Source organism: Chitinophaga sp. LS1 (genome assembly GCF_034274695.1).
In the GTDB taxonomy this organism is placed as follows: Bacteria; Bacteroidota; Bacteroidia; order Chitinophagales; family Chitinophagaceae; genus Chitinophaga.
In genome coordinates this window covers 955,710-976,342 of sequence record NZ_CP128362.1, presented here as the reverse complement: position 1 = coordinate 976,342, position 20,633 = coordinate 955,710, and the positions used below count along the sequence as shown (strand labels likewise).

At 42.2% G+C, this 20,633-nt stretch carries 14 protein-coding genes; 6 read left to right on the top strand and 8 right to left on the bottom strand.

Annotated elements, in window-relative coordinates; all coding sequences use genetic code 11:
* Positions 1 to 50 precede the first annotated feature (50 nt).
* The 5 genes from QQL36_RS03930 to QQL36_RS03910 all read right to left on the bottom strand — a co-directional run bounded on the left by QQL36_RS03930 (position 51) and on the right by QQL36_RS03910 (position 6,487).
* The gene (locus tag QQL36_RS03930; protein ID WP_083729299.1) at positions 51 to 245 is read right to left on the bottom strand and encodes a hypothetical protein; all 195 of its coding nucleotides are present in this window, start codon (positions 243 to 245) and stop codon (positions 51 to 53) included.
* Between the two features lie 15 nt (positions 246 to 260).
* Positions 261 to 1,193 carry a zeta toxin family protein gene (locus QQL36_RS03925; RefSeq protein WP_321569000.1) on the bottom strand — a complete coding sequence of 311 codons (933 nt, stop codon included), beginning with the start codon at positions 1,191 to 1,193 and terminating at the stop codon, positions 261 to 263.
* Between the two features lie 642 nt (positions 1,194 to 1,835).
* The gene (locus QQL36_RS03920; RefSeq protein WP_083729295.1) at positions 1,836 to 2,048 is read right to left on the bottom strand and encodes a hypothetical protein; all 213 of its coding nucleotides are present in this window, start codon (positions 2,046 to 2,048) and stop codon (positions 1,836 to 1,838) included.
* Positions 2,049 to 2,325: 277 nt separating this feature from the next.
* On the bottom strand, positions 2,326 to 3,819 hold the full coding sequence (locus tag QQL36_RS03915) for an acyl-CoA dehydrogenase family protein (protein ID WP_321568999.1): 1,494 nt from the start codon (positions 3,817 to 3,819) through the stop codon (positions 2,326 to 2,328).
* 94 nt (positions 3,820 to 3,913) lie between these two features.
* Complete coding sequence (locus QQL36_RS03910) at positions 3,914 to 6,487, bottom strand: glycoside hydrolase family 78 protein (RefSeq protein ID WP_321568998.1); 2,574 nt, start codon at positions 6,485 to 6,487, stop codon at positions 3,914 to 3,916.
* Between the two features lie 229 nt (positions 6,488 to 6,716).
* Between QQL36_RS03910 and QQL36_RS03905 the strand changes: the two genes are divergently transcribed.
* The 5 genes from QQL36_RS03905 to QQL36_RS03885 all read left to right on the top strand — a co-directional run bounded on the left by QQL36_RS03905 (position 6,717) and on the right by QQL36_RS03885 (position 14,005).
* Positions 6,717 to 8,225, top strand: a complete 1,509-nt coding sequence (locus QQL36_RS03905) for a ferritin-like domain-containing protein (protein ID WP_321568997.1) — start codon at positions 6,717 to 6,719, stop codon at positions 8,223 to 8,225.
* Positions 8,226 to 8,472: 247 nt separating this feature from the next.
* Positions 8,473 to 10,743, top strand: coding sequence for a hypothetical protein (locus QQL36_RS03900; RefSeq protein ID WP_321568996.1), 2,271 nt, complete (start codon positions 8,473 to 8,475; stop codon positions 10,741 to 10,743).
* 141 nt (positions 10,744 to 10,884) lie between these two features.
* The gene (locus QQL36_RS03895; RefSeq protein WP_321568995.1) at positions 10,885 to 12,309 is read left to right on the top strand and encodes a radical SAM/SPASM domain-containing protein; all 1,425 of its coding nucleotides are present in this window, start codon (positions 10,885 to 10,887) and stop codon (positions 12,307 to 12,309) included.
* On the top strand, positions 12,296 to 13,819 hold the full coding sequence (locus QQL36_RS03890) for a tryptophan 7-halogenase (RefSeq protein ID WP_321568994.1): 1,524 nt from the start codon (positions 12,296 to 12,298) through the stop codon (positions 13,817 to 13,819). Before QQL36_RS03895 ends, QQL36_RS03890 begins: the two co-directional genes overlap by 14 nt.
* A gap of 33 nt (positions 13,820 to 13,852) precedes the next feature.
* Positions 13,853 to 14,005, top strand: coding sequence for a hypothetical protein (locus QQL36_RS03885; RefSeq protein WP_321568993.1), 153 nt, complete (start codon positions 13,853 to 13,855; stop codon positions 14,003 to 14,005).
* A 6-nt stretch (positions 14,006 to 14,011) separates the two neighbouring features.
* Here the strand turns inward: QQL36_RS03885 and QQL36_RS03880 are convergent, their stop codons facing one another.
* Positions 14,012 to 16,366 carry an ABC transporter permease gene (locus QQL36_RS03880; RefSeq protein ID WP_321568992.1) on the bottom strand — a complete coding sequence of 785 codons (2,355 nt, stop codon included), beginning with the start codon at positions 16,364 to 16,366 and terminating at the stop codon, positions 14,012 to 14,014.
* 161 nt (positions 16,367 to 16,527) lie between these two features.
* On the opposite strand from QQL36_RS03880, the gene QQL36_RS03875 reads away from it, so the two are divergent.
* On the top strand, positions 16,528 to 17,376 hold the full coding sequence (locus QQL36_RS03875; protein ID WP_321568991.1) for an HNH endonuclease: 849 nt from the start codon (positions 16,528 to 16,530) through the stop codon (positions 17,374 to 17,376).
* Between the two features lie 304 nt (positions 17,377 to 17,680).
* On the opposite strand, the gene QQL36_RS03870 is transcribed toward QQL36_RS03875, so the two are convergent.
* Together QQL36_RS03870 and QQL36_RS03865 are read right to left on the bottom strand one after the other, a co-directional pair.
* Positions 17,681 to 19,381: a tetratricopeptide repeat protein gene (locus QQL36_RS03870; protein WP_321568990.1), complete on the bottom strand. Its 1,701-nt coding sequence runs from the start codon at positions 19,379 to 19,381 to the stop codon at positions 17,681 to 17,683.
* Positions 19,382 to 19,383: 2 nt separating this feature from the next.
* Positions 19,384 to 20,055, bottom strand: a complete 672-nt coding sequence (locus QQL36_RS03865; RefSeq protein ID WP_321568989.1) for a hypothetical protein — start codon at positions 20,053 to 20,055, stop codon at positions 19,384 to 19,386.
* Positions 20,056 to 20,633: the final 578 nt, after the last annotated feature.

Sequence of the window (20,633 nt, the reverse complement as noted above, 5' to 3'; positions counted from 1 at the left end):
CTGCATTTTAACAATGCAGGATTTTATTATAGATACATCGCTATTCAAATTTATTGCTTTGCAATAAAAGCATTTGTAGATGCAATCATTATATCAATTGCTTCGGATTCCACTTTATAAATGTAAGAGAGAGCTCTGTAGTATCTGTCCATTTTGTTTACCAGCGCGTCTGTTTTTTTAAAACCTCTAGGAACTCTTCTGTTTTTCTTTTTAGAAATTTTCCCGGTCATAATTTTCTTTTGCATATGAAGCCAGTTTGGTTAAAAAAATCGATCTTGATTAAGTTTATATTTTTTAGCCGGATTATCTCCTTTTAGATCAATGCATTCAGGGGCTTCGTTTAGATTAACATCTGTACTAATAGCTCCAAAGCTGCTGAAAAATTCCTGTCCTTTCTCTTTCACTAAGTAATATGTCAGCAGCGGGTCGTTTCCAACCTGATCAAATATATACCCCAGTGGAACATACCTTTTGGTAGTATTAAAACGATGTAATGCCCTGATGGTGGCTTCTCTCCGTTTTAGAGAAACTAATGTTAAGTTGACCTGATAGTCAATTTTAGTCAGCGTTTCGGCGAGTTTAATTATAGATTTTGGATCTGGTCCAACTTTAGGAATTACCAAATTGTTCCCATTTTCAATAGCCCGGTTATATAATGATTGAATTTTTTGTGGATTGTTTTCTCCAAAGCCAAAAACAATTTTATTGGATTCTTCCTGAACAAGGGTTGCCCCGCAGTCATATTCAAATTCAGGCAATTTCCTTTTGGCGAAATCAGAATCTAAGATGATAGCACCTTCATCTTCAGATATAGCATTTGCTATAGAAGATTTTCCTGATGCCGGAGGCCCTATTAGTATGAAGGCTCTTCTTTCTGATCTTACAGGTATGCGAGGTAAGGCACCTCCTGCCCCCAGTGTTGTTTCATCCTCATTCTCCAATCTTTGTAGTGTATACAATTCGGAAATGATACGTTCTCTTAAGTTCCATCTATCTAGTTCACTTACATAATCTCTGTCTCTATGCTTTGTACTAATTAACGTGTTTTCTTCCTCCTTAAAATCCATCAACATTTTCTCACTTGTCACAATTTTCCTGATGATTTTTGGAGTAGTTCTGAATTGAAGAACTTTTTCAATAAAATGTTGTACTAAGTCGTCATCCCGAAGGAGTCGAGAATAATTTGCACTCATAAATCGTGGTGTATTGGCTAATGAACCCTATTACAGGGCCATTACAATATTAAGTTACATCAGGAAATTCAATAAAAAAGGGAATTTTTACTTTTTTATTATGATTAAGAATTGCATGATTAATAATGATGTAAGAGTGAGAAGTCTGACCTTAGTAGTGCACAAATGATAGCTTTGTTAGCTTCCAGATTCATAACCATCGCCCCCATTTTCACATTCCTTGATTATTCCTCTTGTGATGCACTGTTAGTTTTCCCCCGCAAAAGATGAAACTAACATTGTTATTAATCAGGGAGATCGATACTCCATAATATCATTTAAAGTGAGATGGAAAATGAAGGATTAAAGAACCTGCTATAGATACTTGATCATAAATGGCCGGTTATTTGACAAATCGGATAGCACTTCTCATTGTATTTAAATGATAAGCTATTAAGCAGGTATGGATTTACCCGATTGCATTGAGTAAATAAGTTGCATGTAAAGCAGTATTCTGGGATTGAACTATACAGAGAAGGAGATTCCTGTATCTAAGCATAGAAAGAGTGCGGTAAAAGCAATGCTAAAAACATACACGTGAACCCACCACTAAAAACATAACTCCACTAGAACATTAATTAAAGGGGGGGCTCTCCCCTTTAATTATTCTTGTTCTTTGTCTTCTTTTTTAACTTTCTCACGTTCCTCTGGCGGAACCGTTGTCAGATTGCCATCCTCATCCAGGTAAGCCATCATACTTTCCAGGCCTTGTCCTTTTGCAGAATTCGCTTTCCTCTCCTGTTTCCTGTCCTCTTTCTGCTGCTTTGCAACCTTCTTTTTATTCTCTTTTGTCTTTTTATTCCAGCTTATTGCCATAGTAAAAAAAATTGGTGATAGAATAGATCAAAAGGAATTGATCGATGTTAGTAATAAATTTAATAGAAAATGGCATCCCCATACGAGGCTAACTATCATCTCAATAGATAAGTAATAGCAAGGTGTAGTATTAGTCTGGATCGCTGTTAGTGTTGGATAATTTAGTATTATATAATAGTGCCAGACAGATGCTAAATTATAGCAAAGGTACGTTTTATTTTTGGCTATAAAAAACATAAGCGCTGTTGCCAGCGCTTATATTAACTAAATATCGTTCTTATAGGGAGAACCAGTCGCTGTCTGCCCGATAGTCGTCTACCGGAACCGACAGGTTCGGAATGCCAAGATTGGATACCAGGTGCGCTATTTCTATCCGCACGTTGCCAATACAGTTCTCTACCAGGTCTTTTCTGAACCCTGCATCTTCCATTTCCAGTGTATAATCTGTACAAATGAGTCTGCTGATGATTTTACCCAGATCCACCATTTTACGTTGGGTCAAAGTCGTGGATATATCGCAGGCAAGCTGTTCTTTAAAGTATTCTGATGATCGCTGTGTCAACGGGAAGGTAGACAGGAAGTCGTACAGACTGCTGGTATGATGGCGCTTCATCTTCTTCATCACTACATCCGCGATCTGTGTGTACAACATCTCGTTGGAGCCTTCAAAGATCTGGAAAGGCCGGCTGTCTACTATACCTCTACCCGCAATATGGCTGATCTTATAGCCGTTGGCGCCGGACAACTGCAAACACAGCTGGGCGGACTCGTGCATCAGGTCGGTCACGAGGGCCTTCATACTGTTCGCTTCCAGTCCTTCGGTAGCCAGGTTATTTTCAATACCGCTGATCTTGCTACTCTTGTAACACATCGCAGAGCAGATGGTAAAGGCTGTTTGTATACGTGACAACTGGAACTTAATGGAGTCCATGGCGTAGAGGTTGCCCGCACCTACCATCCTGTTCTTGGTATGATCCAGTGCTTCGTCCAACATTCGTTTAATAAAGCCCATACCCATACCCGGGAACTGCATCCTGCTTCTATGCAGGATGTCCAGCATCATCTTAATACCGGTGCTTTCTGGAATCAATATCTGTTCCTTGGGCACCTGTATGTCGATTTTATTCAGTCCATAGGGAATCATGTACAAACCAAGATTATTGTAATATGACTCCACAATGATTTTTTGCTCTTCCTTACAGTTGTCTGCCATGAAGAAATCAACGTCTCTTGACAAACTGCCATCTTCCTGTTCCTTTCTGGCAGCAATCAGCCAGTAGTTTGCCTGGCCGGTCAGACCTTGCCAGTGCTTGGAACCTTTGATGGCGAAAGTGTCACTCAGCTCCTTGTAAGCCGTCATCATATTCAAGGCATCACTCCCAAAATCGGGCTCCGTGATCATGAGGCCCCCCATACTCTGGTGGTGCAGGAAGTTGTCAAATACTTCCTTTTTTATTTTGTCATTGCCGTATTTGGCCAGCGGCTCCAGGAACAAAGCGATATTAATCCCAAAGGTCAGCGATAGTGGCAAAGACTCATAAGCCGCGGCTGACAATAATGAAAGACATTCTTTTACAACCGCTCCTCTACCTCCGTATGCCGTTGGTATGGCTACAGAAAGAGGCGCCATGTCCATAATATCCTTCCATATATTATCGGGTAAGCCACGCTGAAGACTTAACTGATTAATATCGTTTTGTTCATAAAATATTCGTCTAAGCGCCCGCTCAAAATCAGCGATAAACTCTGCTAGACTCCTTGAATTTTCCATATTATCATCCTTTAAAAAAAGCAATCGGGGCCTAAATATAGGATTTTGACCGTTGTCTTGCCAATATTAATCGATGATTATCCGGAGATAATGTCTACTTTTTTGTGGTATTTATAGTGGATTCATAGTGATATTTACCGCTTCCGACTTCCTCTTTCCCTTCTTTTCCAGGTACATAGATTTCGGCAGTGGTGTTAACAGGTATCTCTACATCCATGATAAATTTTGTGTCCTGAATTTTCCAGTCTACGCCAATTTTGCCATATCCACTCTCATAACTGGCCTTTGCATAAGTCAGGTTGCCACCCGGTCTCGGCATAATTCTGATCTTTTTAAAGCCGGTAGTGGATGAGTCCATATTGATCCCTGTGATGTTTTTATACATCCAATCTCCGATGGCGCCATAGGCGTAGTGGTTAAAGGAGTTCATGTCTGTTGTCTGGAAGGTACTGTCTGTCTTCATGCCATCCCAACGCTCCCATATCGTGGTCGCCCCCATTTTTACAGGGTATAACCAGGACGGATAGGTCTCTTGCAATAAGAGCTTATAGGCAACATCGGTATAGCCAAACCTGGTCAACGTATTTGACAATAAATAGGTACCCAGGAAACCGGTGGTCAGGTGATTATTATAGCTGGCAATGTCATCCACAAGGTTCTTGGCCGCCATCGCCCTGATGTTTTCTGGTAGCATGTCAAATGCCAGCGCCAGTACATAAGAGGTCTGGGTATTAGACATGATACGACCATTGGGGGTCACATACTCCGCACAAAAGGCGTCTTTGATTTTTTTCAGTAAGGCGGAATATTTTGCCACATCATCCTGTTTGCCGAGCACTTTGGCAGCGTTAATCACAAGTTGGGTGGATAACGCGTAGTAACATTGGGTGGTGATATAAGTATAGGTATCGGCATAACGGTTCTCTGATTTATAAGATAACCAGTCGCCAAAGTGCGAGCCACTTGCCCACATGTTATTGGGAGATTGCAGTTGGATGAAATCAACCCATCCCTTCATAGAAGGATATTGTTGTTCTAAGAGGCGCTTGTCGCTGTATACCTGGTACATCGTCCAGGGCACTACGGTGGCGGCATCTCCCCAGCCGGCAGAACCCGTGGCGTCATTGCCTAGTACGTTTGGAATTACGTAAGGCACGGAACCATTTTGTAACTGATCAGCTGCCAGGTCACGGAGCCATTTAGTAAAGAAGGTATTGACGTTGTGATTGAAGGTAGCAGTTTGCACAAAGGCCTGTGCATCGCCTGTCCAGCCAAGACGTTCATCACGCTGTGGGCAATCGGTCGGGATGTCTACGAAGTTGTCCACCTGGCTCCATTGAATATTATGCTGGAGTTGGTTGATCATAGCGTTGGAGCACTCGAAATCGCCGGTAGCGGGTGTGTTTGAATAAATGGCCACTGCTTCTATGCCGGTCATTTTAGCTTTGGTCCTGACTCTTACGTATCGGAAACCATGGAAGGTAAAATGTGGTTCGAAGTATTCTTCCCCTTTGCCGCTGAGTACGAAGATGTCTTTAGCAGCAGCAGTGCGCAGGTTGGCATTGTAGAAGTTGCCTTTCTTGTCCAGGATCTCGCCATGTTCGAGGATGATGCTGTCGCCGGGTTGTCCGCTAGCTTTGAAGTGAACAAAGCCGGAGAGGTTCTGGCCAAAGTCGATCACGTTTTCACCGGCAGGTGTTTTGAGCATCTTGATATTGCTGAAGACCTGGTGTTTGGTAACAGGAGGCGCCACGCTTGCTACCAGGTTGTTCAGGGGAACGTCGATCACTTTCACACCTGTCCATGTGGTTTCTTTGCGGTTGTCCTGCCATTCGCCATTATAGATCTCGGAGTAGGTGATCTTGCCGGTGCCTGATTTCCAGTGTTCGTCAGAGATGATGGTTTCTTTAGTGCCGTCGGTATAGGTGACTTCCATTTGGTATAACACACCCAGTGTCTTACCATATTTATTATCTCCCCAGCCGATGGTGCCTCTGTACCAACCGGAACCTACGGTGATTTCAATATTGTTATCGCCTGATTGCAGGAGGTTGGTAACGTCGTATGCCTGGTATTGCAGGCGTTTGTTATAGCTGGTGAAACCGGGGGTGAGGAAGCCGTCGCCTACTTTTTTATCATTGATGCGGGCTTCGTACAAACCATGACTGGTGATGTAAGCGATGGCCGAAGCTACTTTCTTGCCAGTACGATAACTGGTTTTGAAAATTGGACATGGGCGGTTAGTAGCTTGTTCGGTATAACCGGGTTCTATCCATTTTGCTTTCCAATTCGTAATTCCCATGCGGAAGTAAGCGGGTTCGGTAGAAGCGCTGTTATGACCATGGTTATCCCACACCTTTACTTTCCAGCTATATAGTTTGCCAGGAGTGAGGGCGTCACCTTCATAGGGGGCATGCAAAGACTCGTCGGAGGTGATCTTACCACTTGTCCATGTGGTCTTCTTTCCATCCATTACGGTGATTTCATAGGCCGATTGAAGGGTATTCTTTTGCTCTGTGCTGAGTTTCCAGCTGAAGCGGGGATGTGCATTGTCAATAGTTTGCGGATCTTTTAACCCCTCCGTGAGCAGTTGTTTAACCTGTACCTGCGCGGAAAGGGAAAGATAGAGCGCCTGGGCTAAGAAAATAAGACTGATATGCTTATTCATAAGAGCATGATGTGGAATGTGTGAATGAATTTAGACCTGTGGAGATAAATTTATCAAAATGAATTAGAAAATTATAATTTTTTCTGTGCGGTGAACATATTCTTTTTCGAGACGTTAAATATGCTGATTATAGAAGCCCTCATGTGAATTATGATCGATTAAGGCAGCATTTTATAACATATTTATAACCACAACTCAATCACCTTCACGACCCTAACTATTTCATTCTATGAGAAGTAGCATGCAGCGACATTTGTCATTTCTGCTGGATCAGGCACGTCCTGAAAGAAGGGGTGTCACCGCCCTGAGAGCAGCAGCGTTTATTAGTACGGAAGGTACGGCAGAAGCTGTCTCCGGATTTATTACAGGAGATGCCTCTACATTTAGTGCGGAAGGTATTACCGCAGGCCCGCTGATTCCGCCGGAATTCAATCCTAAGGACTGGTTAACTTATATGCTCCATGTGGATGCGGAGTTAGAGCACAGTCTTATGGTGCAATACCTTTATGCCGCCTACAGCCTGGGTGGCGACCATGTGCCTGATGCACAGAAAGACCTGGTGAAGAGTTGGCAGGAAGTCATCATGGGTATTGCGAAGGAAGAGATGGGGCATTTTGTATCTATTCAAAATGTATTGCGGGTGATCGGTGCGCCATTGAATTTTGCCAGGCAGGATTTTCCTTATGATTCATCTTTGTATCCGTTTGATTTTACGTTAGAGCCATTGTCCAAAGCATCGCTGGCGAAGTATGTATATGCAGAGTCACCTGCAGGGTGGCTGAATGTACAGGATAGCGATGATGCAGAGACAAAGGCGATCAAGCAGGAGATTAAAGCGTTGCTGCCTTCGGCGAATATAGGTGATCCGATTAGTGTGTTGTTTGAAAGCATCATTGAATTGTTGGAAAATGAAGAGATGATACCTGATGATGTCTTTGGTGTGGAGACCTATCCTTTTCAGGCGAAGCCGGATGAATGGCAACGTGGGTATGATCATGGTGCGAGGGGGAATTCAACGCATGCGAGTCCGGCGAATACACCGAATGTGTTGGTGGTGCCATTAACTTGTCGTACAGATACCGTTGCTGCTGTGAAAGCGATTGCAGAGCAGGGGGAGAACCCGGATGCGGATGATGCAGATGAATCGCATTTCCAGCGGTTTTTGAATATTTATAAGGCATGGCGGAAATTGCCTGAAACGTTTAATCCTTCTAAGAATATTCTCACGAACCCTTATGTATCTCCTGAGCAGAGTGCTATACCGAGTGATGGGGTGAGTATGATTACGGATTTTCAGACGAAGTTCTGGGCGAATTTATTCGATGTGCGTTATCGGATGTTGTTGAATTTTTTAACGCATAGTTTTTTGTTGGGAGATGGGTATAATGATATGGTCAATTCACCGAGAGGGATGATTATACATGCGACGTTTGGGGAGATGTATAATTTGCGAACGTTGGCGAATGTGTTGATGAATTTGCCTGCAGGTGGGGGAACGGATAAGAAGGCGGGACCACCGTTTTTGTCGCCTTATACGCTGGATCTGCCATTTGGGGAGAAGAATAAGTGGCGGGTGCATAAGGATTTGCTGGATGCTTCTTCGGGGATTATATCAGCGTTGCTGGCGTTTGGGAATCAGCAGTATAGTACTTATTTGTATTCATTGCAGGCGGCGGATAAGAAGTTGATGGAAGTGGCGGATGCGATATTGGCGGGGGATAAGGTGTGTATGAAGTAGGGATGGTGGCGCTGTTTAGTTTTTTTAGGAAGGAATTGATCTGCGTAACTGTTTATTTTTTATGATAGGATGGATAGAAGTAGCTGATATCATCACTAGCGTAACTGTTTAAGTTTTTACTGGAAGATGGATAGAAGTAACCGATATCATCACTAACGTAACTGTTTATTTTTTACCGGAAGATTGATCGCATTTCCGAATGTCATCATTCTTGTAACCATTTAATTCACCCACATAAACATATTGTATGCAAATTTCTGGTTTAAGGATTTTGCCTCCTATCGCTATTGGGCGATTGGGTTCCTCTTCATTGCCTATGGATGCTTTTAGGCTGGATGTAGACCCGACAAATCCACTTGATTTTAGAAAAATTACAGTAGAGGAATCTTATAAAGTAGATCCTGCCACAGGGATCATGACAAAATTCACACCTGAGAAAGTCATCTTCAAAGATGCGACTAACATAGATGTGAAAAATGGTACAGTGCGGCCTGTAGCACCTTTCCTGGAAGTGTTTGCGATTACGACGGACAATCCGGATCAGTTGGTTCCTCTGACGATAGACCTGTTGACAAAAGCGGGTTATAATCTGGATAGTATTTCATGGCATGTACATCTGGCGAATATAAAATTGTATCGTCGTACACAGAGTGAGAAGGATAAGATCAATGCGGAGATCACTTATATACAGTCGCATCAATTGATACCCGTGGATGGAGAGTGCGCCAACTTTGTTTCGGGTAGAAAATTACCACTGGGCCATGTGCAGTTTATTCAGCCTACGACTGATTTTCCTCAAATTCGATTTAGGTTCACACCTGGGCCTGGAAGGATCTATGGTTGTTCTACCACGAGGATTCCTGATGACGGGAGTGCGCCGGAGCCAGATCCATTGTATTTAAAATATGGAGATGACTTCTTATTGTATAGTAAGGATGGAGACTGGTTCAATTATGTGGAAGGTAATCAGGAAAGACCGATTTTGACTAATCCTGCGGGTATTTTTGCGGGATATGATCAGGGTAATAACAGGGTGAGTTGGGGATATGTGGATGATGAGTGTGATGGCAGAATCACCATTGAGTTGAAAAAATCAGATGGAACTTTGTTGACAGCAAGTGCGCATGTATGTGCAGGACCACCAGCGTATGCACCGGATACATTGCCGGTACGTGTGGTGACAGATGAGATAGAGCAAATCTTATTAGGTCCGGATGTGGATAAAGAAGTGCCTATAGAAGAAGCGCAGGAGATCGTAAGAAGAGCGTTGGAAACGGTACGCCTCATGAATACCGCTATCATGAATGGGAATAATTATTATGGCAGACCACGACCTGCGAGTATGATGCCTGCACAGGATTCAAATGACTTTGGCAGGATGTATGAACCGATCATGGCCCCTTCTATTGTGGATAACCTGGCGGTGAGGGCGATTCATGAACGGGTATTTAATGGTATTGGTACACCTTCTACGAGTACGTGGTTTGACAGTGCATTGCGCAGACCGGATACCATTGGTAACTTATCCAATGAGGAAAGACGTAAAATGCCAGCCATGATGCGTGGTGCGGATGGCAGGGCGTTGTGTTTTACTTACAGACAGATTCATACGATTATTCAGAGTGCGGCGTCTGCTATGTTTCAGGCAGGTGCGACGAAGTTGAATACCAGTACGACGACTAGTATTCCTGTGGCGGATGTATATGGTCAGTTACATTATAAAGGGAATGGGAATCCTTATTCTGTGATGGCAAGGAGTGCGATTTCAAATTGTTTTCCTGGATTGGAGATGGACTTTAGAAACTTGTGGAGACGTGCGTTTAAAGGGATCACTTTGATTGAGAATAACAACTTCATTGTGGAAACGGAGGAGGAATTTTCACATCTCTTGTATCATCGGTTAGTAGGCGTGGCAGGTAAACCGACTATGGTGCCTACACAAGGACCTACTTTTCCACGGAGCGGAAATTTGCCTTTGATCAATACCTTTAATCCGAATGGAGTGTCTTTTATGGAGTGGTCTAACGGGTTGGCATATGTATTACAGCATCAGGGGAAGGAAGTGGAGTGCTACTTTACGAAAGATGAGTCGAATACAGAGGTGGTGGTGAGTGCGGCTGATCTGAATACTGGTAATGCTAATCTGGTGCGCGTGGTGATGACGGTGAATAATTTCTTTGAGGAGAATAGTACGGCAATTAATAATGATATTATTAATGCTGGTGAGTTAACACAGGGGTTATGTGCGCCATGGCAGAATGATTATAGAGAGTGTGCTTGTTATTACTGGGCAGCGTCACGACCTGATTATGTGAATGTGGTGCCGGGTCCGGATGGGATTAGTCGGGGGGATAACTGGATGGCGAAGAAGCGGAGTGGGAATTATATTCCGGATAATCGGGCAGATAGTCGTTTGCTGACTTATGATGATTTGTTTTTGGATTGGGAAGGGGAGTTGAATTTTTTGGTGAAGGGGAATGATGCGTTGGATTCTGATGGGGGTAAAAAACAGGCGTGATGGGGAGATTGTGGAGAGTATAAAGGAAATTGATCCTACTAAAACAGGCATAATGGGTATATCTGGTGAGCTTGATAATAAGCATTAGCGGAGAATACAAGAAAACAGGTTCTACAAAAACAGGCATAATGGTTATATCTGGTGAGCTTAGGAATAAGCTTTAGCGGAGAGAATACAAAGAACACAGATCCTACAAAAACAGGCATAATGGGTACATATAATAAGCTCGCCACTAAGCTGGCGGCCAAGATTGCAAAAGATGCAGCTCCTGGATCTGCGCATGTCCATATGATACCAGGTAGTGGTGAGCCTTTAATCTTTTTACCAAATGGCAGCCGTTTGTTCAGGGGCAACCCTGAGCAGACGGCTTTTATATCTTCATTATTATCTTCTAAAGATGATGCATCTATTGCTTTAGGGCTTTTAGGTATGGAGATAGATGGACCTGTTTTGATAGATGATACAATTCCCGATCCTCCTTTGCATGCATTGTCATTGGCCATATCGCAGAGTTGTAATATGGGGTGTAGTTATTGCTATGCGGGGCAGGGTGAATTTGGAACTGGCGCGGCGAGTAGTATGAATGCAGAGATGGCTTTTAAGGCGGTCGATTTGTTGTTGAAGGATAAGACTGCTGGTGATAAGGTGCAGTTATCTTTTTTAGGTGGTGAGCCACTGATGAATAGGGCTGGGATACGAATGGCTACTGCGTATGCTGCGAAGCAGGCTTTGGCACGCGGAGTGGATATTGGATTCTCGATTACTTCTAATGGTACTTTGATTAGGGAGGAAGATGCTTCTTTTTTTGAAGAGTATGGTTTTGCGGTGACGATTAGTTTAGATGGGTTGAAGGAGGAACATGATCGGATACGAACTTTTAAAAATGGAAAGGGTACTTATGACCAGGTAATGGCGAATATCTCGCCTTTGTTATCATTACAAAAACGAATGCAGGTATCTGCAAGGGTGACTGTTACGCCGATGAATATTCACATTCATAAGGCGTTGGACACGTTTATTAATATGGGATTTCATAGTGTAGGATTTTCGCCATTATTGCGGGCGGATAATGGGGCGAATGAAATGAGTGCTTATGATCTCGAGCATTTATTAGCGGAGATGATAGCTTGTGGGTTACAGTTTGAAGAGGCGGTGTTGAATGGACGTCGATATCCGTTTTTGAATATGGTGAATGCTTATAAAGAAATTGCGAAGTCTACACATCGACCTTATCCATGTGGAGCTGGTGCGGGGTATTTGGGAGTATCTGCAAATGGGGAATTGGCGGCTTGTCATAGGTTCGTGAATGACTCCCGGGCGGAGATGGGTAGTGTGGATAAAGGTGTGGATGCTGCTTTACAACAGGCATGGTTGACAGAGCGACATGTACATCATCAACAGCCATGTAGTGGTTGTTGGGCGAGGTATTTATGTGGAGGTGGTTGTCATCATGAGGTATTGGAAAGAGGCAGAGGTGCTTGTGATTATATCAGGGGATGGCTGCATTATACATTGCAGTCTTATGAAAGGATAAACAGATTGATGCCTGGTTATGACAAAGTATGACATTTGTATTTTCGGTGGAGGACCAGCTGGGAGTGCGATGGCAAAGCGGCTGATTGAGTTTGGGTATAGTGTGGTGATAATAGAGAAGATGCAGTTTCCAAGGCCACATGTAGGGATTTCGTTATCACCAGGTGTGGAGCATTGGTTGAAGGTATTGGGAGTGGATGTTGGTGTAGGTGTAGGTGTGGGTGTGGGTATGGGTTCAGGTATGGGTGTGGAAAAGCGTTTGTCTCCCCGTTCTTTATTATTATGGGAGAGTAATGAGGTGGTGGAAAAAGAAGGTGGTTGGCATGTGGATAGAGGATGGTTTGATCAGTTATTATTGAATGCATCAGGTGCGCGTGTGATTTTTGGTAATGCGTATCCGATAGAGAATATACATGGCGGGTGGGATGTTTTTATAGAACAGGAACAATCATTTTCAGCAAGATTTCTGGCAGTGGCTACAGGACGGCGACCTCTCTTAAAGGGGCGCCGTCGAGCTATATTGCCGGTTACGGTGGCGGCGTATGCGAGGTGTTCTTCATCTATTGAGACTTTTATTGAAGCGGGGGAGAGTTGTTGGTATTGGGGTGGAGGGGGAATGGGGTTTGTATTTGCGGATCCGGGTGAGGTGCAGAGATATAATTCAGTGCTAGCGTTTTTTGTGGATAAGATGGGACGTTCTCAATTGATGCGGAAGTTTTTGTTGAAGGATTCTCAATTGATGCGGAGGTCTCAATTGACGAAGGATGTTCAATTGATTAGATATTCTCAATTGATGAAGGATGTTCAATTAATGAGAGATTTTCAATTGACGAGGGATATCCAATTGACGAGGGATATCCAATTAATGAAGGATTCTAAATTGATGAGTGATGTTCAATTGATAAGGGATTCTCAATTGATAAATTCAGGCTACTTTGGTGAAGTAAAGATGTGTACCGCTACTGCTTATGTAGATGAATCGCCTGTAGGGAAGAATTTTATTAAAATAGGAGATGCGGTGTTTACCATGGACCCTTTATCTGCACAGGGGGTGCAAAAAGCATTAAAAACTGCCGTGCAGGGAGCGGTAGTCGTAAATACACTATTAAAAGGAGATGCAGCAGCGGGGATAGCGTTTTATGAAAACATGGTGGCAGATGAGGTGAGTAAGCATGTGAAATGGACGCAGCAATTTTATCAGTCACAAAATATTTATGACAGTCCGTTTTGGGAGAAACGAAGCAAAGCGCTTTTTATTGAACAGGACCAGGTATTGAAATTAAGTGCAGATGATCTGTTGATAACAAACCCTGCTGCTATAGTAGAACAAATCCCTGTATTAGGAAAAGAGCTCATTCAGTATGAACAAGGCATCAGGATACCCGGTCATGAAGCACCTTTTGTATATGTGAATGAAAAGCCGGTAGTAGAGATGGTTCATCTCTTAGACAGGCGAACCGCTAAAGAAGGCATCCAATTATTAGGAATGGACCTTATCCGATGGTTAGTATATAACAGGGTGATGATGAAGGCTGATCAATAAAATTTCGTATCTTTTTATTGTTAAACCTCCAGCATGCCCAAACAGCGTCAACAACCCAATTCAACCTTTGCCAACCGCAGTAACTCCGCCAATATTAGCGCCAAAGGTGCGCAACGCCCGGCTCAACTTCGCCTGAAAGCAAGGACATTCAGCGATTTAATCCATGCTATTGTAACAGCCAAATGATCATCATCAATCCCTCTTCAAACTTATCACCGGATTCACCATCGCTGCTTTTAAGATCTCAAACCCCACAGTCATCCATGCGATGGCTAACGCTGTTAATGGCGCTATTACAAATACCCCCCAGCCAATATGTACATGGTAGGCAAACGTCTCCAGCCAGCGATTGATTCCTAATATAGAAATAGGTATAGCGATAACGACAGCTATTAGTACTAATCTGGTGAAACCCGTAGTCAGCAGGTAAATGATGTTTAGGATAGAAGCTCCTAATACCTTTCTTACACCAATTTCTTTCGTCTTTTGTTGTGCCAGGAAGGCAGAGAGACCATATAATCCCAAACTGGAAATGAAGATTGCCAGGATAGAGAATAGATTGAAGATCTTGCTCATCTGCTGCTCTCCTTTGTATTGATTAGCCAGGTCCTGGTCCAGGAAGCTATACGTGAAAGGATAAGAAGGGTTCAGGTCTGTGTTTATTTTTTCTAAGGCTTTGATGGTCGCTTCTGTACTACCTGGCTGGCTTTTGACTACTGCATACCCGCCATATTTATTAAGCCCTAAGATGAGTGGTTCAATGACCTGTTGTATAGGTTTGAAATTGAAATCTTTTATCACTCCTATGATTTTGCCACTGGTACCATTTAATGATAGTGGTTTGCCTAGGGCGTTATCGACTGTCATTCCCATTAGTTTCACAGCCGTTTCATTGATCACAAAATTACTTGAGTCATTAAATGCGGTAGAGAAGCTTCTCCCTCTCAACACGTTTATTTGAAAGACCTTTGTAAAGTTTTCACTTACGCCCATGCTGGGGATGACTACCTGCAAATTAGGATCTCTCCCTTCCCACATTACATTCATATTCCCACTGATGATATTGATAGGCAATTCTGATATGATCGTATAATTAGCTGTATGTGGATTTTGTTCTAATGCAGTTTGTAATGCCTTTGTTTTGTCTGACAATTCACCATTGATGGGTATATAGACCAGGTTAGATTTGTCAAACCCCAGGTTACTGTTTCTGATGTATTGGAGTTGTTTATACACGACTACTGTTCCTATTAGAAGTACAATAGATACCACAAATTGTACGATCACCAGCCCATTGCGGAAGATTAAATTTCCGCCTGGGAGGTTGTTATTCCCTTTCAACACTTTGATAGGTTGGAATCCTGAAAGAATAAGTGCGGGGTATATGCCAGACAGCAGGCCAGTGAAGAGTGCAATACCTGATAGGATACCTACATCCTTTAAATGGAGGGTTAGATCTTTATCCGCCAGTAAATTGAATACAGGGAGGAATAAGCAGACAATTATTAAAGCCAGTATCAAAGAGAAAAAGGATATTAATAATGACTCAGCCAAAAACTGTCTGATCAGTTGCCCTCTTACCGCACCTATTACCTTGCGTAATCCCACTTCTTTTGCTCTTCTGGCAGAACGGGCTGTAGCGAGGTTCATGAAGTTAATACAGGCGACTATCAATATGAATATTGCTACTATAAAGAAGATATTTACATATTGTACATTCCCATGACCAGGTAAATCTATCTGCGCAGCGGGTGATAGGTGAATGCTGGTTATGGGTTGTGCCATGTATTCGGCTTTCATGGTGGGTACATGTTGTTTAAATACCCGGGTAATGTCTGCGTTTAGTTTGGATAAGGCTGCTGGTGTAGGGATAAAGCTTTTATCCAATTGTATATAGGTATAGAAATTAAAGCTGGTCCAGGTGTTGTTGATTAGGTCTGAACTGATATTCGCTATTGCAGACATTGGCAAAATGAAATCAAATTGCAGGTGGGATTTAGAAGGGATGTTAGCCAATACCCCAGTTACTGTTATTGAGCTTCCATTATCTATTTTGAGCGTTTTCCCAATCGCATTCTCCGTACCGAAGTACTTTTTAGCCATATTCTGGGTGATGAGCACCCCATCTACTCTATCAAGTGCCGTTTTGGCATCTCCCTTTACTAAGGCAAAGTTGAATATCTCCAAAAAACTCGGATCCGCATAGAATACCCTCTTCTCTTCGAATTTCAATTCATTCACCTGGAAGAGGTGTTGTTCTAAATGGCTCAACCTTACTGTATTCTTAATCTGGGGGATCGCCTCTTTTAACCCTGCAGGCATCCCGGCAGGGTTTACCGCTGCTATAAAGTCGCTGGCGTTGACGATGACCCTATAGGTCTGATCAGCGTTTTTATGAAACCGGTCATAGCTCTTTTCATGCTGTACCCATAGCAATATCAAAATGCTGGAAGCCATACCGACTGCAAGGCCCAATACATTGATAGTGGTATAGGACTTATGCCGGATAATATTGCGAAAAGCGATTTTGAGATAGTTTCTGTACATGGGTTGGATTTTGGATAGTAGGCAGGGCACAAAAAGATGGCCACTTTTTAAGTATTTATAATATTAAGTATTAGATATTATAAATATTTAGATGGTGTTCGGATTTGAGAATAGGGTGTTCGAATTTGTATATTTGGTAGTCAATTTTATACTGCGAAATTATGCTAATACCCAAGAAAGCTTACCACAAGAAAGAATTATTTGACATTCTAGGTGTTTCTGAAGAAGATAGAAAAATCGGCAATTGGCAAACAGGTTATATAGAGTACAAAGACCGCTTTTTTGTCTTTGCGAATATAGGCGACGCCGGTAGAACTGGGCATGATTATGATAATCATTGGGAAGGAGATCGATTAGTCTGGTATGGGAAAACTAACTCTCGGAAAGGACAACCGATCATCGATGAAATGTTAAGCGGAGATTTCCCTGTGCTTATTTTTACCAGGACGAAAGATCGAGACCCTTTTGTGTATGAAGGGTCGGGATATGCTTATAATAATACAGATGAAAGCCCCGTGAAAGTCTGGTGGGACATAGAGTTGGAGATGCTGGAGGAAGAAGTCAGCGTCATCATTAATACAGTATTATCTGGCCCAGAAGCCCCAGACGATAAGGAACGAAAAGCAGCCATTATATATAAGCGGTCCAGAAATGGTCAGAACAGGCTAAAGAAAAAGCAATTAGATGTTTACGATGGACAATGTTGTATTACCGGTTGTGGGGTGATGCAAGTATTAAAAGCCTGCCATATTGAACCTCATTATTTGAGAGGAAATAATCATTCTAGCAATGGGCTATTAATGCGTGCTGATGTACATGATTTGTTTGATGCGGGGTTGATCGCGATCGACCCTGATACACTGGAAGTACATATTAGCGACCACTTAATAGGTAGTGAGTATGAGGCATTAGACGGAGTTGTAGTAAGAACCAGGAATGATGGTCAAAGACCCGATAGGGAGGCACTGAATGAACGATGGGATAAATTTGTGAGGAGGGTTGTTGTATAAGGAAAATATCAGGATATTTACAATACCCCCCCAAAATTGATCACCCAAAAGAAATTAAGCATAGTAAGCATACATGCCGCCTGGCTGGTAGGCCTCACTATTATATTTCAATATATCCCCTTTACACGGTCTGATGAACTGGATTTTTTGAAGTGGGCCGCTATCCTCAGGCATAATATTTTGCTGTCAGACAAAAAGCCGCTGAGTGATAGTGTCCCAGGAACAATTAGCTCCTGGCTTTTCAAACCATAAGGTATTAGTAATACTACCATTAGGAGTATAACTCTCATATAGCATCAGGGATTTATTTTAAAAAGAAGCTGCTTCGTAATGTACGTTCTAACTGACGTGTTTTACTATATAACACATCTAATGCTTCCAGCTTTTCGCGGTTTGCTGTAACACTATTAAATAATTCAGGATTTTTATCTTTTGTACGCACGATTTTTTCGAGGTCTGCATCTGATATAGTAATATATTCATCAGATAGGGCCTCTTTTTGTTCTCTCCATGATCTTAATTGCTTGCTTGTTATACCTCCCGGTCTTTCTAACATAATCATGTCAATAACTGCTTGACAGGTTTGTAATGCGTCATTAAAATCGGGATTGACATTCTCATCAAATGACAAACCTTCATTCAGATGATATCTTTCTATGAGCCAGTTTCTGAATTTCTCTGTGGTAATGGTGATCGGTTCGCCCGTGGCTTTTTCAAAAGGTGTGATGTTATCTTTGTCAGCGATCAGTATTGCGGTTGTGTCAGGGATATTTGTACTGTCTTTATATGCATTGAATACTTTTTGGAGCAGATTTTTCTGCTGTAGGTACAGCAATAGATGATTAGCCAGAGAATAGTTGATCGCCACCTTGCATAAATTATCATCTATTATGCCGTTGAATTGATCCCATGAATAGTTAAGAAGTGTTTTTAACGAGGGCACCGCGATTGTATTATCACGATTGGGCATATCCAGCGTACTATTGTAAGTCGCATCCTGAATGACCTGGGTGCGCCAATTATTATAAGCTCCATACAAGGTGTCATTTTTCCATTGATATACAGCGTATAAACAGGCGATACCTTCATCTAACCAGGTGGGTATATCGGTCATTCTCTTCCTGGCTACTATGTGAAATAGTTCATGGTGCAGGGTGCCTGTGCCAGTATTGCAAATGCTAAGTATACTATTATCATACATACATGAATACCCCAGGTCTACATTGGGGGCACGTATTCCATGTACGATCCCTGCCATTCTTTTAAGTTCGGCCGCATTAGGGACTAAATAGACGGTAATGATATCATTGGATGGTGCGATGTCAAAATACCGGGTGTAGAACTGCCATGTTTTATCCAATTCATTTGCTACTGAACGAATATTAGAATCAGAGAGCTTGTTTTGGGTATTTACAAGTATAAATCGTCCCTGGCTGCTAATCTTATTTTGGGGACCAACTATCGCTTTTACTGTAGCGATCGCTTTGTCCATTTGGTCGGTCGTATATCTTCTCTTCTCCAGTTCCTGGATCGATTTCATTTGGGAGAGATCTACGGAGCTCAAGGTGTCAAAGCAGTTATAAACGATACCGAGTTTGCCCACGTGGGAAGCGGTTGGTAGTGTAGATGCTGCTGTAGCGAGGTTCCTGGTATGATTTGCAGGTTGACTTGAGGAGGGGAATAAGTATGGACCGTATGGATCTGTTATTTGCGTTTTCAGCCAATTTGTTTCTCCATTGTCCAGCCGTATTTTTTGCAGGGCATTATACTGGATCTTAGCTTTATCATATTGGCCTTTGTGGCAATAAATGTAGAGCAGGTATAATGACAATGATTTATTTCCCGGATACGTTTTCAGTAGGTTGTTAATTTGTGTTTCCGCTTTATCATATTGTTTTTGTGCGATTAAGGAAGATACCTGGTCATAACTGTTTTTGGGGACCAGCTGCTGGCCGGATGTGAATATGGAAATACACATCAATACTACAAGGAGATAGAATCGCATGGTTACTGATTTAAAGGTTGAAATGCTGGTGTTTGATTTGGTTGTGCGGTGGAATCTACCGTGTTTTGTTGCAGTGCCGATAATGTAAACTGATTTAAATAAAAAGGCTGCTCTTCTGCGCCAATTGGGGAATTATAAAAGATTGTAATTGACATTAAAATGGTGCCCAGAATGCCGAAGATGATACCAGGTGAGGAGGTGGCTAACGTGAACTTTATTTTCTCGCTGATATCCGAGCCGATTTCAACTTTCTCTTCCTTGAATTTCGATATTACAAATACAGCGCCTGTAATGGATAATATCATTCCTGTGAAAAAGCCCAGGTATTTAATATATGTACGGGATAACAAAAGGAAACCTAATTGACTATATCTTTTATTCAGTACGGTTTCTTCCATTTTCGCCAGGCAGTACAATTTGGTGTATTCAATGTCAATAGGACCATTTGCTGCCGCTTCCTTCGGACTCAACAGGAACTTGTCTATTTCCGAAGTGCGATTAGATGAGATCTGGTTTCGAAAGTAATTAAATTGAATAGTGGCTAGCGCAAAGAAGACAAGGATCATAATCGTCACTAGCGATAATACCCATGGGAGTAATTTTGTTTGCCACGAATTAAGTTGTGCATTATTTGCCTGCTCACTTGTGTGGTCATTCTCGATTGGGGGTGTCATTGAAACTTATGTTTTACTGATAATACTGGGGGGGTGAAAATTAACAAGAAGCACATGTGTTCATATGTAAAATTAGGTATTTGAGCGCTTTTTTAGCATACCAACTAGTTTGTATTTTTTGAGCCTATTAATTAATCCTGCCTATCTTAATCAAATTGAAACATCTGAATATTTGTTAGTTGGGGGTGCTGGCTGTTACAGCTATAAGCCTTTGGATATCCAATATTGGATTTGTAGTGTTGGATTGTCTATGGTGGGTTCTTACCCTCAAAGCGGTCGCTGCAATAAAAAAACGCCATGTGCTTTTGCACAAGAATTAATGCGTGGATCGGTTTTATTCCTAATCTACTTTTGTTGGATTTTTGATTTGGAGAAGGAGGAAAAATCACCGATCAGCCACCGTTCCAAAGGAAATTCCTTTGCGGTGGCTGAATGGGTGACATGGGTAATGAATTCAAACAACTTTCTGGTTCGTTGTCTTCGTATGGAAAGACAACTGGTTAATAATGAGGTATATAGTTGTATGCAGCTTTTCCGCATACACGACTCCTGGTTTTTATATAATGCCAGGTGCCTTC

Bases quoted from the DNA above. Each gene is read 5' to 3' on its own strand.
- QQL36_RS03930 (WP_083729299.1), bottom strand. From the start codon at position 245: ATGCAAAAGAAAATTATGACCGGGAAAATTTCTAAAAAGAAAAACAGA.
- QQL36_RS03925 (WP_321569000.1), bottom strand. From the start codon at position 1,193: ATGAGTGCAAATTATTCTCGACTCCTTCGGGATGACGACTTAGTACAA.
- QQL36_RS03920 (WP_083729295.1), bottom strand. From the start codon at position 2,048: ATGGCAATAAGCTGGAATAAAAAGACAAAAGAGAATAAAAAGAAGGTT.
- QQL36_RS03915 (WP_321568999.1), bottom strand. From the start codon at position 3,819: ATGGAAAATTCAAGGAGTCTAGCAGAGTTTATCGCTGATTTTGAGCGG.
- QQL36_RS03910 (WP_321568998.1), bottom strand. From the start codon at position 6,487: ATGAATAAGCATATCAGTCTTATTTTCTTAGCCCAGGCGCTCTATCTT.
- QQL36_RS03905 (WP_321568997.1), top strand. From the start codon at position 6,717: ATGAGAAGTAGCATGCAGCGACATTTGTCATTTCTGCTGGATCAGGCA.
- QQL36_RS03900 (WP_321568996.1), top strand. From the start codon at position 8,473: ATGCAAATTTCTGGTTTAAGGATTTTGCCTCCTATCGCTATTGGGCGA.
- QQL36_RS03890 (WP_321568994.1), top strand. From the start codon at position 12,296: ATGACAAAGTATGACATTTGTATTTTCGGTGGAGGACCAGCTGGGAGT.
- QQL36_RS03885 (WP_321568993.1), top strand. From the start codon at position 13,853: ATGCCCAAACAGCGTCAACAACCCAATTCAACCTTTGCCAACCGCAGT.
- QQL36_RS03880 (WP_321568992.1), bottom strand. From the start codon at position 16,366: ATGTACAGAAACTATCTCAAAATCGCTTTTCGCAATATTATCCGGCAT.
- QQL36_RS03875 (WP_321568991.1), top strand. From the start codon at position 16,528: ATGCTAATACCCAAGAAAGCTTACCACAAGAAAGAATTATTTGACATT.
- QQL36_RS03870 (WP_321568990.1), bottom strand. From the start codon at position 19,381: ATGCGATTCTATCTCCTTGTAGTATTGATGTGTATTTCCATATTCACA.
- QQL36_RS03865 (WP_321568989.1), bottom strand. From the start codon at position 20,055: ATGACACCCCCAATCGAGAATGACCACACAAGTGAGCAGGCAAATAAT.